The following is a 13085-nucleotide window of genomic DNA, read 5'->3' as shown; positions in this document are numbered from 1 at the left end:
GCCCGGTCTGGTTGAGTGTAGTTCCTCTCATTGAATAGTTTTTTGGCAAAATCTCTATTCTCAGATCGGGCTATTTTTGTCTACCTATTTTTCTCATCCATTTTGATATTAAGCAAAACTACGCTGGAACTATATGGCCGCACTTATGACCAACCCCAACCAGCGTCATTTTTCGCCTTCTCAACATATTTATTCAAGATATAAGAGATACCCCGTCGTGACAGTTGTAGCTGCTTTTGGTTTACAAACAGGTGGTTATCATTCCTGGATATTCCTGGTTGGTATTTTTTCATTTCAAGATATAAGCTGAGGGCCTCAGAGGTTTTGCTCATGAGCGGCACTTGTCGAATCTTGCGGCCCTTACCGTGCAGTCTTATGACGGCTGGAGAGGATAAACGCACATCCTTTACTCTAATGTTTATCAACGCCTGTACCCTGGCACCGGTATCGTAGAAAACAGACAGGAGGATGGTATTCCGGAATCCATCAGTCGTTGAGACGTCAGGTTGGAACAGAAGAATTTGCACTTCTTGACCAGTAAGGTAGGAGACCAGGGTCCGAGGGTGCTTTTTGTTCGGTATTGAAATTATTTTTTTAAATTCAAACAGATTCTCCGGGAATTCTTTCTGTACGCAGTGAACAAATGAATGAATGAATGAATTACAGCAAGTCGCTGGTTGCGAGCCCCCTGTGTCAGGATAGATGTCGCCTCAATTGAAAATTAAAAACCGGGGCATTGAGGGGATTTTATGGGATATTCTATCGGAATAAAAAAAGCTGTGATAAAAAGGTACTGATGGGTGAAAAACCCCATCATGAAATAGCAAGAGAAGCCGGTATCGGTTGATCAACCTTGACGTACTGGCCCAAACACCACAAAAAAGATGGAAATATCAATTTGAAACAAAAAGAAAAACGCCCCAGGACTGGACCGCTGGGGGCGCGCTTCGCTTTGCCCCCAGCCCCCTCCCTGCGATCGGCGGCCCGTGAGCTTAAACGTTAGTCGCCAGCCATATTGGCGGAAAGCGTGTCATATAATGAAATAGCGTGTCGTGCATGGTAAGAATTGACTGTTCGTGATTTTCTCAAACCAAAACCAAGGAGGACCAAATGAAAAAGCTCGTAACGCTAATTGCTGTGGTGACAATGTTCGCCCTCTTTTCTGACACTGAGGTATTGGCACAGAAAGGGGTTATGAGACAAGGCGGAGGAGGCTGGGGAGCGGGGGCAGCTTACGGTAGGATGTACAACTCTCAGACCGTTGAAACTATCATTGGTGAGGTCATCTCAGTCGACAAGATCACACCTGCAAAAGGCATGTCTTACGGCATCCACGCTGTTATTAAAACAGACAAGGAAACGATCTCTGTGCATCTTGGCCCTGGCTGGTACATTGAAAATCAAGACATGATAATTGAGCCAAAGGAAAAGATTGAAGTGAAGGGTTCGCGCATCACCTTTGAGGGCAAGCCGGCCATCATCGCCGCAGAAGTCAAAAAGGGAGACGCGGTACTGGTGCTTCGGGATGCAAACGGTTTTCCTGCCTGGAGTGGTTGGAGGCACAGGTAGCATTTAGGGAGAGAAGTGAAGCTACGGCTGACGAAGGGGGCAACCAGGCTGCGAGAACAGCTGCGGCGCTGACGCGTCAAGTTTGGGTGGCGCAGCTGGTTACCCCAGGCGTTATAAGGCTTAAAACCATGGATAATGATGTGAAAAAACCTTGGGAAAATTTTCTTAATCCTAAAATTCTTCGCTCAAATCTTATAGTTTCTTCTGTTTTTCTTTCAGCATTTGAAATGCTTAAAGGAATGCGTTTTAAAAAAACCTAAAGGAATGTACACAAGCGGCTTTAATGAAAACGGTTGGATTATAGATAAAAAGTATAATTCTCTCGTGCTTTCCTTGATGGCAGATATCGCATTAGGTTCTGATGAAAAGTCGGAATACTATTATAATGTAATGAATTTATTCGCAGAAACCCCTTATAACCTGTCACTTGAGAGGGACCGGGAAATGCCGTGCCGCTTTTGGTAGCCATTTTTTAACCAATATTTTCGGCTTTTCGTTTGTTGTCTGTAATCGTTTCCCGGCTCCTCAGTTTCGGCATTCGGCGGGGAGAACGGTTCTGTCGGAGCGATTCATACAGATAATCTGCAGACATATTTATGAGAATTTATAAAAGGAGATATCGTGGACATCGACCCCGTTGAGCATAAACTTGAAACCAGGAACCTGAGGCTTTCCGACTATAATGATATAGAAGCCATAATGAAGCAGGTGTATTCAGGAATGGGCGGCGCATGGAGTAAAGATGAAATTTCGAGGCTTCTGACACTATTTCCGGATGGACAAATCTGTATCGAAGATAACGGTCGAGTGGTTTGCGCAGCGTTGACCCTTATAGTTGATTACTCGAAAATAGAAGATAACCACTCATATGAAGATATTGTTGATAATGGAAAGTTCAGTAAAAATGACTCTGAAGGAGATTATTTGTACGGAATTGATGTTTTTGTTCACAAAGATTACCGGGGCATGCGGCTTGGGAGGAGGATTTACGACGCCCGAAAGGAGTTGTGTGAAAAATTAAATCTAAAAGGGATTATTGTTGGTGGAAGAATCCCGGGATATGCCAGGTATGCTAAGGAGTTATCACCCGACCAGTACATCGAAAAAGTCAAGAACCGGGAGATCATTGACCAGGTCTTGACGTTTCAGCTGTCCAATGATTTTCACCCCAAAAGAGCGATTCGAAACTACATTCCAGAGGACAGCGGTTCGAAAAGTTATGCCGTTTTATTGGAATGGAATAATATTTTTTATGCAAGCAAGAAGAAGTTTATCTGGGGAAGAAAATCAAATGCACGGATAGCCACGGTTCAGTGGCAAATGCGATTATTTAAAGGGGTTGATGATCTCCTTCAACAGGTAGAATTTTTTGTCGATGCGGTATCCGGTTACAAAGCAGACCTGCTTCTTTTCCCCGAAATGTTTAATGCTCCTCTTCTTGCTCATTATGACCAGAAAGAGCCCGCGATAGCCATGCGTTTACTTGCTGAGGTAACCGAAGAGCTGCGGGATGCCGTATTGCAAATGGCAATAAAACACAACATTAATATTGTCACTGGCAGCCTTCCTGTGTATGAGGAGGAAAAGCTGTTCAACGTCTCATTCCTTTGCCGCCGTGATGGTACCTGGGATTCGCAATACAAACTTCATATTACGCCGGACGAATCTGAATGGTGGGGGTTTCAGGGAGGAGATAATTTGCAGGTATTCGACACGGATATTGGCAAAATAGGCATCCTTGTCTGTTTCGATGTCGAATTTCCAGAGCTTTCCCGCATTCTTGCCGATAAAGGTATGAAAATATTATTGATACCATACTGGACAGATACAAAAAATGCTTACCTGAGGGTCCGGCGTTGCGCGCAGGCCAGGGCTATTGAGAATGAATGCTATGTGGTCATCACTGGCAGTGTTGGTAATCTGCCAAAGGTTGAAAACATGGACATCCAGTATTCACAGGCGGCCATTTTCACTCCGTCTGATTTTGCATTTCCCCATGATGCGGTGGCTGCCGAGGCAACTCCAAACACAGAAATGACGCTGCTGGCTGATTTGGATCTTGATCTTCTCAAAGAGATTCAGCAACACGGAAGTGTTCGAAATCTGGAAAGCCGCAGGTCAGATTTGTATGCCACAAAATGGGTAAAATAAGAAAAAAGCCGAATAATAACGAATTAAAACGGTTAAGGAGACCGAAGGAGCGTGGGGTCACCCTTGATTTGTAATTATAGATATAAAATCACAAATCAAGGTTTGCCCCCCCATCTTGCGATCAAATAGTCGATGAATTAAAAACGATAGCGCATACCAATATGAAAAGAGTCTTCATAGTCCTGGTTCCCTATATTGTCCAGTTCAAAACGCAATTTGCGATACCCGATAAAACCGGTTGCACGAGGGATAACAGTGACTTCGAATCGAGCGGTAAAGTCCAGTAATTGGTCGGCATCACCAAAGGTTAGAATCGATGGCCCGTAAAAAAAGTCAGCGGTGACGGCCATGGGCATATCGAAATTAACCGGAATGTCAAACCGGGCGCCAGCGCCTGGAGCCAGTACGAACACATCTTTGTTCGTCGGTTCAGTAAGCAAGCTGATATAAGCCCTGGCTCCGACAGAAAACGAGAGCGGTATTGGCAGCCTGTCCTTGAGCAACCCCGGCAACATCAGCCCGGCATTGATTATAATATCCCGATCTTCGTTGAAATAAAAGGCAGCTGAAAGCTTGCTCTCTTCCATTTCCATCAGCCTTATATCTTTGCTATAGTCGACCTGAAACGCTTCTTCAGCAACGTAAAGCCCCAATTCGCCTGCTTCTGCCCAACAGCAGATTCCCATCAGCAATACGGCCAAAATAAATCCAGTACGTCGCATGTTTGCATCCTTTCTGCCCTGTTCAGGCATTTCTGTGCTGCGATTAAAGTAAAATGGAATATATGTATGACTGGCTTCTTTGCGTTCGGACAGCGATTTCACCTTCGGCCGCTTCCAAAGGATCAGTGAAGTATGGAAACAATTGTTGTCTTAAAAAGGGTTCAATCAGTAACGGGTAACAGGTGAGATTTTTGCAATATATTATTATAATTAAAACAGATTGATTGCGTCAGTCAAGAAGAAACAAACAATGCTTTGCAGGAAACAACATTACCAAGAGCAAATGGATCTAATCCAAAAAAAATGATCCAAAAAATTAATGAGGGCATTAAAAGCAATCCTTCATATAAAATAAATTGCGTCTGTACGATTTATTTAAATTAAAACACTCCAACCGCATGAGTTGATGCCGTTGGGGCGTTCGGATTGAAATTTCACCCGGATTTCAAAGCATTCCGGAAATCCGTTCGGTAACCGTCAATTTCCCGGATCAATTCTCAACTGTGAATGCAATTTCCAGTAAAGTATCTTTTTCAACTACCAGTCCGGAGATATCAAGCGATGCCCGGCCTTGTCCGTGATGGAAAGAGTCATCCGAATCTATTCATTATTGCCGAACCGGACATCCGGCGTTACGGTGACATGGTATCGATGCAGGGGCCCGGTGGTCCTGACAACCCGTATGTCATCAATGGCATAAGTCCTTGAGTACGACACATTGCCCTCCATATGATGTTTAACGCAAATCATTAAAAATAGTTTTTCAAGTTCTGCATGGCCTTCACAATATCCTGGATCGCCTCGTGCATACCCGCAGCGCCGGAGCCTATTTCCGATGCTTCTTTCTGCTCAATCCTGCTCTGAACCTCGGCTTTGATTCTTTTCAGTTCCTGAGCGTGTCTTTCAAACTCCAGCCGACGCTCTTCCTCCATGTCTTTGATGGCATCGGAATTAATCTGTTGAATGAGTTCATCAGCCTCAGCCAGTAATTGTTCGATATTCTTGGATTCCAAGGCCTTTGGCATCATCATATTTCCTTTCCATGAGTCTTCGGCTGTTCACCTTGCTGCCGCCGTCATTTCCCGCCGGAAAGCGATTTAACGCCCAATGTTTCGATCAACCGGTTGATGTCGGTGGTCTTTAAATTCATCCCACCCTCCGAGACCGGCAGCAAAATGATACGCTTTCCCTGAATCGCCTCGGCGATTCTCAGTTTCACAATCGCCTCACCGCCCGCCCCTGCCAGGGCGTTGTTCATTTCCCTGATCCCGCTGGCTTCTGCGATGCCTTCAGCCCGGATGGCTTTGGCAAGGAGCTCCTGCTGTTCCTGGTAAACGTCGGCCTCGATTTTGTTTTTGAGGTATTGACCGTCGGCGTCCGCCACCATTTTATTGACTTCGCCCTTAGCTTCTTCCAGTTTGCGCTTGTATTCCTCTGTGGCTGCGTGCTGGGCGGACTTGTTTTTCTCCACCTGCTGATCGGCCACTTTCTTGTCTTCGATGGCCTTCTGATACTCGGGGTTGAAACGGTAATCATTGGTCAGCACCTTTTCAACGATGATGCCCATGGGCCCCAGAATTTCCTGCAGCACCTTCCGGGCCTTTTCAGACTGGGCTTCGCGAGCATCGGCCACATAAAAGGCTTCCGTTTTAAGTTCACCGAAGATGTCCCTCGGTTTGCTCCGGGCGACGGTCCGGACGATTTTATCCCGCAAGGTGATGTCATCCCGGGCCACGTACTGAAGAATATAGGGCGCCTTGTTCGCATCGATACGATAGGCGATGATCACATCCAGACTGATGTCGTTGCCGTCGATGGTTTTCAGCAACAGATCGTCTCTGGATTTACGATCGCCCTTCACCTGTGAATGGGTCATCTCCAGGTTCTGTAATTTGGTGTCAAAGACATTCCAATCGTTGATAAACGGGAGGAAAAAATAGGTGGCGCCCGGGGCGTATATCCGGTCTTCAACGCCCTTCGGTCCGATAAAAGCCATTTTGCGGGTTCTAACGCCTACCTCTGTCTCGCCGGTGGTATGGGGAATACAGCCTGCCGAAGCGAACATGGCCAGCATCAAAGCAACCCGGATCAAGATGTGTTTCATTTGCCGTCTCCTTTACGGACGTCAAACAATTTCAGGGCATTGTCCAGATTCAACGGATTGACCCCGTCCGGACCGTCACTGGGCAGAATGATCACGTCAAGGCCCTTGTATGCATCGGCCATTTTCAGCCCCACCATGCGCTCGGAGCCGATTCCTTTGAGGGCTTCATTTTTCAGGCGTACGCGTTCGGCCTCTGCCAGCTTCACCAGCAGGTCGGCCTCCGCTTTTTTCTTGCGAACGTAAAAATCCTTTTCGGCGATCTTGCGGGTGACATAGGCTTTGCCCTTTTCAAGCTCAACAGCGGCAATGACCATCCCTTCCTGCACGATTTTCTTTAATTCGGCCTCCTCCCTGGCCGCACGGGCCGCCGCCTGGTTGGTAAATACCATCTGATCCTGGAGCTTTTTTTCCTCTATGTTTTTCTGGATTTCCTTACTGTATATAAAATAGCGCACCAGCACCTGATCCACTTCAATGCCTTTTAAATTCAATTCATTGTTGAGTCTCTGTTTGGCTTCTTCTGTCTTCCGGACCCGCATCGGACTGTTGTAGAATTCTTCGGTGGTCAATTTCCCCAGGGTCTCTTTCAAGGCCGGTTCTGCCTTGGGAATAATGCCGTTGTCCTCAAAGAGGGTTCCGGGACCGATGGTGGTAAAAACCAGGTAGGGGTCCTTGATGTGGTAAAGAAATGAAACGTCCACATCCACAAAAAACCCATCCGATGTCTGAATGTGCGCTGCCCGGTCTTTTCTCGCCGCCCCTGCGGCGGTATCCGGAAAGTTGGTCAGCTCCAGCACCTGGATGCCCTTGGGAAGCCGGTATATCTGCTGCAGTCCGAAAGGCAGAACAAACGTCAGGCCCGCCTGATAGATCTTTTTTTGAACACCGCGGTTTATGCCGACCCGGGCCACCTTGATCCCGTACTCATCGGGCTGAACGTAAACAAAAAAGAGGTTATAGCCGACAATTACCAGCACGGCCCCGGCGATGAGGATCTTCACTGCGCCCGTCCGCCTGAGATGCAGCACAGGAAACCTGAACTTCGCCATCCATTCATTGATGTATAACAAAATCCTATCCATTGAGGAATTACCCATGGATGCATGCTCCTTTCAAAGAATATTGCCCACAATGACGACGACGATATTTTCCTTAATAGATATATTGTTCGCATATTCTGCGGTAATGATAGCCATATATTGATAGCGTTATTGCCACGGATATCAGCCTGGGCCTGCAGATCAGTGTCCAGAGTATCAGCTGCCAGTAATGAAACCGCTCCTTGCCCAGAATACCGAGCCGGAAAGCGGATCGAAAGAGTGAAAGGAACCGCTGAATATTTATCGGCTGATTGATTTCAGGCGTCTTTAGTTCCTTCAATAAAGTTCTGACCCGACGGTAATAGTTTTCAGGAGAGTAAAGCTGTTTCATAATTGATTGATACCCCTCCAGGAGCCTGTCCATGCCCATTCGGGGGATAATATTGGTTGTTCCATCAACATTATCCCCGGAGAAGGTATCGACAACACGGCTTTCCCTTTGAAGCCGGTCAAAGAGACGTGTTCCCGGAGGTGCCTGGAGCATTCCAACCATTGCGGTGACGATTCCGCTCTTCTGAATAAAATCGATCTGCCGCTGGAAAATAGAAGGACTGTCGCTGTCAAAGCCCACAATAAAACCGCCCATCACCTGCAACCCTGATCGGTGGATAATCGCCACACTTTCAAGGAGATCCCGGTTTTTATTCTGTATTTTATGGCATTCCGCCAGGCTGACCTCATCGGGCGACTCGATGCCGATAAAAACACTATCGAATCCGGCAGTTACCATCATATCCAGTAGTTCAGGGTCATCAGCAAGATTGATGGAGGCTTCCGTGAAAAAAACACATCCCTTTTTATCTTTTCGCCATTGGATCAGGGCGGGCAGTAAATGCGTTTTAAGGTAGCCCTTATTTCCAATAAAATTATCATCAACAAAAAAAATACTGCTGCGCCAGCCGGAAGCATAAATACGGTCCAGTTCCGCGACAACTTGCTGTGGCGTTTTCAATCGCGGCCGGTGACCGAATAAAGCCGTCACGTTGCAAAATTCGCAGTCAAACGGGCATCCTCTGGAAAACTGAATGTTCATGGACGCATATCGTTTCATTTTTACCAGATCCCACGAGGGAGCCGGGGTGTCGCAAAGATCGCAGAAACCCGAAGCCCTGTAGACCTTTTTTAGCTGTCCGTTCTGCAAGTCCGATAAAAAAGCCGGCAGCGTCAATTCCGCTTCGTCGAGAACCAGATGGTTTACCTCCCCGAATTCATCGGGTTCAGCGGTAAAAAGCGGCCCGCCGGCAACGACTGTTAAATTCGAAGCTCTGCAACGGGCGATAATCTGTCTGGCCGATTTGCGCTGAACCGCCATACCTCCGATAAAGGCCATATCCGCCCATAAAAGGTCTTTATCCGTAAGGTTGTCCACATTTACGTCCACAAGACGCCTGGGCCATTCTGCCGGCAAGAGAGACGCGACGGTGATCAGGCCAAGCGGCGGGAAGGCCGCTTTTTTTCCGATAAAACTTAACGCGTACGTGAAAGACCAAAAGGTATCGGGAAATTTTGGATAAATCAGAAGAACCTTCATATCAGCAACCTCATTTCCGCATTAATATGGGGAAAAAAACAATGACGGATGTGGGCACTTCTAAGGAAGCATCAAGATTGCCCGTCAAAAAAGAGGTGAAATCACAGGCCGCTGTGCGCCAACAGGTTCAGTGCGGCCCGATGTTATGCCTTTTCAGAACAATTATTGGTACCGACTGCCGGATGCCAGTATCCCCGGCAGGGGGTTGTGTCGTACATCAATTTTGATGTGGCTTTTTCGAAGGCTTCCCACATTTTATAGCGATGAAAGATTCACAAGCCAGTCATAGGATCAGCCCGAGAATGCCAAATAAAATGAGATAGATGGCAACGATGTAATTCAACAGTCTCGGGACAAGCAGAATCAAGATTCCTGCGATTATAGCAACCACGGGCTGTGACGACATACTGATTTGCATGTTAGATGGTCTCCTTTCCAAGCGCTGCATGAGTCAGAATTTCACTGATTCATGGGCAAAAAATTCGGAGAAGCGCCAGGACGCTGCCCCGCCCCCACGCTTCTATATCCTGGTCCTCTTGACGCCAACGCGCCCTGGACTGTATTTTAAAGATCTTCCAGTATAAAGTTACCAATCCATGTCCGTTCAGTTGGGCAGAAAGCAGCATGCCGCCAGGCAAAAACGTTCGGCGGCCCCGCCTTATTTGAACCGTGAGGCCGCATTGTGATAGGCGGCCTTGACTTCCGACCAGACTTTTTCCGCACCTGCTTTGACAACTTCCCAGGCCTCATCGCCGGAGGTCTTCAACTCCTGCAGCTTGGTCCTGGCCTTATTCTGTTTTTCCTCCAAGGCGTCGATGGCCTTATAGTAATCGATCTTCGCGTCGGCCTTGGCATTCTCCGCCTTGGCCTTGAGCAGAGCGATCTGCGAGTTCCATTCCTTCAACTGTGCATCGATCTTTTCTTCGTACGCTTTTCTTTTGTCCTTCATCAGAACCTCCCTTGATTGAAACGTTTTGACTCCCCTTCAGCCCTTCTTTTTTCCCATGACCCGCAACACGATGCCGCCCACGAGGCAAATTCCACCCACGATCGGCGGAAGCGGAAGTGTGCTCGTCCTGTCAGCCGTCATGTGGATAGAACCCACATCGACGGCCTTTTCTCTGGTCGTAAAGGTAATGCCCTGATACGCGAGAATGCAAAGATTCCCACCACAATGAGGAGGATGCCCGTCAACGTGTAGATTTTCATCTCACACCTTCCTGATCCAGCCGGGTTTAGTTTATGACTTCCCGCTGGCTACAGAATTCTGCGACCCTGAATGAGCCTGACCAACACGACGATAACAGCAATCACCAGCAGGATATGGATGAAACCTCCGATCGTGTAACTGCTCACCAATCCCAGAAGCCACAGGATTACCAGTATTACAGCAATCGTCCACAACATTTTATACTCCTTTTGAGTTGTTCCGCCTTTGCCTGGCGGGATGCTTCTCCGCACAAGGTGACGTTTCCATCTTTGGCCTGAACCCTGGTGTTGCTACCGCTGCGGTTCAGATGAAGCAGGAGGGTGACTTTCACTTTCTCACCGAGCCGCACCCGAATTCAGGGTAAAGGACGCACCTTTGACCTCCAGCCGGTTCATTTCACGACAAGGCTGTTTTTAACCGCTTTAACCCCCTTGACCGAGTTCACTATTTCCACAGCCCTGGCGGAGGCCTGTGCGGAATCCACGAAGCCGCTTAGTTGAACGGTGCCCTTGAAAGTTTCGACGCCGATCTGAAAGGACTTGAGAAAATTATCAGCCGCAAGCAGAGATTTGACCTTGGTCGTAATGACCGAATCGTCAACGTATTCCCCTGCACTTCCCTGTTTGGATGTCGATGCACAGGCCACAAAGGTGGCGATGAGAATTAGAAGGACAAAATAGCCGAGTACCCTGTTCCGCTTCTTCATAGCAATAACTCCCTTCATTGCTTCCATGTTGGATTTTTTTTGTATTTCCCGAGACACTTTTCCCGGACGATTGATTTATTCACTTCTCTTTATAAGCTCAATCTTTGTGCCAGGCTTCCGGCATTCAGCGCCACGTCACCCATCAATTTGATTTTTAGACATACGTAGTAAAAAAACATTTACATGGATGACATCAACAGCCATAAAAATGGGGGGAATATATGACTTTTTCCCGGTCTTCCCGGTGTTATGAGTCGCTTATGATATTGGCAGGTTGAAAATGATAATCGATATTTTCCTGGCACCTGTTGCATCGTCATTGCGTTTGAGAAAATCATCCGATTACAATTCAGTATGGCGCCGACGGAGAAAAGCTTAAACGTTCGGAGACGTTTGATCTCCTGTAAGCGACATCACGGTCACAATTGTCGCTGCATCGTATTTTCCCGGTGAAATGGTAATCGGAAAAATATTTAACCGATATCAAAGACCGTCACGGAAACGGCACTTGCGGACTTTTTCTCACGGATTACGATTTGTGTCGGCAATCAGGCGAACATCGATTTTGATAATGCGGGCGCTGCACACCCGTCAGATATATCTTGATTGGTTTTATAAATTGTACAAAATGTATTTGAAACGATCAATAAGAATTGTTGGGCTTGATCATAACGGCGGCCATATTCTCTTACGTGTAGTTTTGAAGTCCCGGCCGTTGCCGGCGTACGACATGGCACGATCGGGGGAAAAAATGTCGGGGCCATGAAGCGTTAAGAAGCACAAACGGTTTGAGGCTTGCCGAGTTTTTGCGCTTTAGCTTCATGGCCCCGGCATCCCCCCGTATCGTGCCGGAGAGGCCGGCAACGGCCGGCAACGGCCGGCAACGGCCGGCAACGGTCCTCACGACGTTATGGCCGCAGCTATGATCAAGCCCGAATTGTTGATAATCAGACATAGAAATCCGTACCTTCCGGGTATGGATTTCTATGTCTGAATAAAAAATAAATTGCGGGATTCAAATGCCTGAATAGTGCTCAACCATTCTTCAATATTCTAAAATTACTTGTATTTTTCGTCATGCTGCAAGAGCTTCAAAAACCCTTCTGGCATCGGAGAGTCGATCCGGAGCCGCTCGCCTGAGACCGGATGATTGAACTCGAATAAAAATCCATGAAGCCGTATCCGCCGAACAAACCGATCGGAAGCGCCATAACGCCGATCCCCGACAATGGGGCAGCCGATATCGGCCATATGCACCCGGATCTGGTTTTTCCGGCCCGTTTCCAGACGAATTTCCAGCAGCATATGATCCCCAACCGGCTTGAGCGTCCGGTAATGCGTTACGGCATATCTGGCCTCGGGAGACTGCGGAACCGATCGGACCTTCTGCTGCTCGTCTTCGGCAAGCCAGCTCTCCACGGTCCCCTCGACTTTGGGCGGACAGCCTTCCACCAGCGCGTAATAGCGCTTCTCGGTCGTGGGCCAGCTTTGCTTGATGCGCATTTGAATCTCCCGGCTTTTTGCAAAAATCAAGACCCCGGACACTTCCCGGTCCAGCCGGTGAACCACAAAAACGCCGGTTCGATGAAAGGCGTTTTCCTGGACATAGTCTCTCAACAGCCGGTGAAGAGAAGGATTTTTTTCCGATCCGGACCCTGCTGTCAGCATTCCCGCCGGCTTTTCCACGGCGATGACATCATTGTCCTCATAAAGCACCGGCACTGGCGGCTCAACGCGGCGCTTGCTTGCCACCGCCGGAGCCCGTGTCACCTCCAGAACATCACCGGAATTGATGTTCATGTCCGGCCGCAAAACCCGTTGGCCATTGCAAAGAACCCGGCCATGCCGGACGTATTTCCGAATCCGGGTGTTTGAATCGGTCCCCATCGCCTTTTTCAAAACTTCCAGAATCGACCCGGATTCACTCGCTGTAATCTTCATTTTTCCACCGCCATTTCAAAAAAATACAAATCATACGCCATATGCCGGCAA

Annotated in this window: 14 protein-coding genes; 3 read left to right on the top strand and 11 right to left on the bottom strand. The window is 47.8% G+C overall.

Annotation, left to right across the window (positions count from 1 at the left end; genetic code table 11):
* Nucleotides 1–1110: 1110 nt before the first annotated feature.
* The 3 genes from PHQ97_02550 (at nucleotide 1111) to PHQ97_02540 (ending at nucleotide 3720) form a co-directional block, all read left to right on the top strand.
* Nucleotides 1111–1569, top strand: a complete 459-nt coding sequence (locus tag PHQ97_02550) for a DNA-binding protein (GenBank protein MDD4391615.1) — start codon at nucleotides 1111–1113, stop codon at nucleotides 1567–1569.
* Nucleotides 1554–1829: a hypothetical protein gene (locus PHQ97_02545; GenBank protein ID MDD4391614.1), complete on the top strand. Its 276-nt coding sequence runs from the start codon at nucleotides 1554–1556 to the stop codon at nucleotides 1827–1829. The genes PHQ97_02550 and PHQ97_02545 overlap by 16 nt, the downstream gene beginning before the upstream one ends.
* A gap of 361 nt (nucleotides 1830–2190) precedes the next feature.
* On the top strand, nucleotides 2191–3720 hold the full coding sequence (locus tag PHQ97_02540; protein MDD4391613.1) for a bifunctional GNAT family N-acetyltransferase/carbon-nitrogen hydrolase family protein: 1530 nt from the start codon (nucleotides 2191–2193) through the stop codon (nucleotides 3718–3720).
* A 137-nt stretch (nucleotides 3721–3857) separates the two neighbouring features.
* On the opposite strand, the gene PHQ97_02535 is transcribed toward PHQ97_02540, so the two are convergent.
* The 11 genes from PHQ97_02535 to PHQ97_02485 form a co-directional block, all read right to left on the bottom strand.
* Complete coding sequence (locus PHQ97_02535; GenBank protein MDD4391612.1) at nucleotides 3858–4544, bottom strand: YfaZ family outer membrane protein; 687 nt, start codon at nucleotides 4542–4544, stop codon at nucleotides 3858–3860.
* Nucleotides 4545–5191: 647 nt separating this feature from the next.
* Entirely contained in the window at nucleotides 5192–5473 is a 282-nt protein-coding gene (locus PHQ97_02530; GenBank protein MDD4391611.1) for a hypothetical protein, read from the bottom strand.
* A 44-nt stretch (nucleotides 5474–5517) separates the two neighbouring features.
* A complete protein-coding gene (locus tag PHQ97_02525) occupies nucleotides 5518–6546 on the bottom strand; it encodes an SPFH domain-containing protein (GenBank protein MDD4391610.1) in 1029 nt (342 codons plus the stop codon).
* A complete protein-coding gene (locus PHQ97_02520; GenBank protein MDD4391609.1) occupies nucleotides 6543–7643 on the bottom strand; it encodes an SPFH domain-containing protein in 1101 nt (366 codons plus the stop codon). Before PHQ97_02520 ends, PHQ97_02525 begins: the two co-directional genes overlap by 4 nt.
* A gap of 55 nt (nucleotides 7644–7698) precedes the next feature.
* Nucleotides 7699–9177 carry a DUF4070 domain-containing protein gene (locus tag PHQ97_02515; GenBank protein MDD4391608.1) on the bottom strand — a complete coding sequence of 493 codons (1479 nt, stop codon included), beginning with the start codon at nucleotides 9175–9177 and terminating at the stop codon, nucleotides 7699–7701.
* 283 nt (nucleotides 9178–9460) lie between these two features.
* Entirely contained in the window at nucleotides 9461–9583 is a 123-nt protein-coding gene (locus tag PHQ97_02510; GenBank protein MDD4391607.1) for a DUF3096 domain-containing protein, read from the bottom strand.
* Between the two features lie 252 nt (nucleotides 9584–9835).
* Nucleotides 9836–10126 (bottom strand): coiled coil domain-containing protein, encoded by a 291-nt coding sequence (locus PHQ97_02505; protein ID MDD4391606.1) that lies wholly within the window; start codon nucleotides 10124–10126, stop codon nucleotides 9836–9838.
* A gap of 308 nt (nucleotides 10127–10434) precedes the next feature.
* Complete coding sequence (locus PHQ97_02500) at nucleotides 10435–10584, bottom strand: lmo0937 family membrane protein (GenBank protein MDD4391605.1); 150 nt, start codon at nucleotides 10582–10584, stop codon at nucleotides 10435–10437.
* 194 nt (nucleotides 10585–10778) lie between these two features.
* Nucleotides 10779–11093, bottom strand: coding sequence for a BON domain-containing protein (locus tag PHQ97_02495; GenBank protein ID MDD4391604.1), 315 nt, complete (start codon nucleotides 11091–11093; stop codon nucleotides 10779–10781).
* A 688-nt stretch (nucleotides 11094–11781) separates the two neighbouring features.
* Nucleotides 11782–12048, bottom strand: a complete 267-nt coding sequence (locus PHQ97_02490) for a hypothetical protein (protein ID MDD4391603.1) — start codon at nucleotides 12046–12048, stop codon at nucleotides 11782–11784.
* Between the two features lie 104 nt (nucleotides 12049–12152).
* Entirely contained in the window at nucleotides 12153–13034 is an 882-nt protein-coding gene (locus tag PHQ97_02485; protein MDD4391602.1) for an RluA family pseudouridine synthase, read from the bottom strand.
* Nucleotides 13035–13085 lie beyond the last annotated feature (51 nt).

Source organism: Desulfobacterales bacterium, from assembly GCA_028704555.1.
Lineage (GTDB): Bacteria > Desulfobacterota > Desulfobacteria > Desulfobacterales > JAQWFD01 > JAQWFD01.
Note: the sequence above shows the minus strand (reverse complement) of the source record. Positions and strands in the feature narration are given on the sequence as shown.